Annotated in this window: 2 protein-coding genes; both read left to right on the top strand. The window is 75.7% G+C overall.

What is annotated here, in order from left to right; genetic code table 11:
• Positions 1-846 (top strand): hypothetical protein (locus tag OZN99_RS31470; RefSeq protein ID WP_270939128.1); only part of this gene is annotated, 846 nt, incomplete at its 5' end.
• Between the two features lie 233 nt (positions 847-1079).
• Positions 1080-1438 (top strand): GNAT family N-acetyltransferase (locus tag OZN99_RS31465; protein WP_270939127.1); only part of this gene is annotated, 359 nt, incomplete at its 3' end.

Below are 1438 nucleotides of genomic sequence, written 5' to 3'. Positions count from 1 at the left end.
CCGAGCGCCGGCGACCTGCTGCTCAACGTCGCCGGCGCCATCGGCGGCGCGGTGACGGCCGCCTTCGTCGCGCCGCGGCGGGCACGCGGCGCGCTCGACCTCCGCCCGCGCATCGCGGAGGCGTTTCCCGCCGTCCTGCTCGGCTGCTGGCTGGCCTATCGGCTCTATCCCTATGTCCCCTCGATCGACCTGGCCGAGTGGAAGAACAGCCTGAAGCCGCTGCTGCCGCCCTGGGATCCCGACCCGCTGCGCACCCTGCGGATCGCCCTGATGTGGCTGGTCGCGGCGCGGCTGCTGGATGCCGCGCGGCCAGGCGGGGAGCGGGGCCTGGTCTTCGCCGCGCTGCTGCTCGCCGTGACCGGCGCCGCCGTGCCGATCGTCGGCCGCAACCTGACGGCGGAGGAAGTCATCGCCGCCGGCCTTGCCCTGCCGGCCTGGCTGCTGCTGGGCCGCCGGCGCTGGACCGACCCCGTCCTGCTTGCCGTCCTGCTCGCCGCCGTGGTGCTGGAGGGCGCGCGCCCCTATCGCCTGCTGGACGCGCCGAGGCCCTTCGGCTGGATCCCGCTGCGCTCCCTGATGGCAGGCCAATGGGGGAACGGCCTGCAGGCCATGCTGTACAAGACCTTCATGTATGGCGGCGTCGCCTGGCTGGGGCTGAAGGCCGGGCTGCGCCTGCCGCTGGCCGGCGCCCTGGCGCTGCTGCTCGCCGCCGGGATCAGCGTGCTGCAGACCTGGCTGCCGGGCCGCTCCGCCGAGATCACCGATGCCGCCCTGGCGGCGGGTGCCGTCTTCGCCCTGGCCCTGCTGGCCCGCCGGCCGCCGGAGTCGCCACGCTCGGAAGCCTGATACCGGGCTCATGAAGTGCTGACGCACTTCATGCTTCAGACGCCAGCGCGCCTCCGGCGCTCGGCTTCGCGGCACCTGCCGCGGGCCGCATTCGCGGCCTCGGCCGGCTAACGCCGGCCGCCGGTCAGGACTCAACGAGGCGGGTATGAGCCGGCATCGCCGCGGAGCCTTCCGCCGGCGGCGCCGGGGTGCCAATCCTGCGCCGGATGACTCGCCCCCCGCCTGCCCGCCTGGTGCCAGCCGACCGCACCGGCCTGCCCGGCTGGTGCGACCGCTTCCTGCATCCGCCGGGCGAAGGCGAGTTCTTCGCCAGCCGGGCCTGGTACGAGACGCTGCTGGCACATGCCCTGCCGGCCGGGGCCGAGCCGGTGCTCGCGGTCTGCGGTACGGAGGAGGCCGCGTTGCTGCCGCTGATGCGCCGGCATGGCCGGCTCTTCGCCCTTGCCTCGCCCTACACGCTGGATTGGCGGCCGCTGCCGGCGCCCGGGGCGGAGGCGGCGGCGCTGCAGGATGCCGGCCGGTCGCTCGGCCGCGCCCTGGCCTTCCGCCCGCCGCTCCGCCTCGACACGCTGGACCCCGCGGCGCCCGGCCT

Source organism: Falsiroseomonas oryzae (assembly GCF_027856955.1).
GTDB lineage: Bacteria > Pseudomonadota > Alphaproteobacteria > Acetobacterales > Acetobacteraceae > Falsiroseomonas > Falsiroseomonas oryzae.
This window is presented reverse-complemented; position numbering and strand designations above follow the sequence as displayed.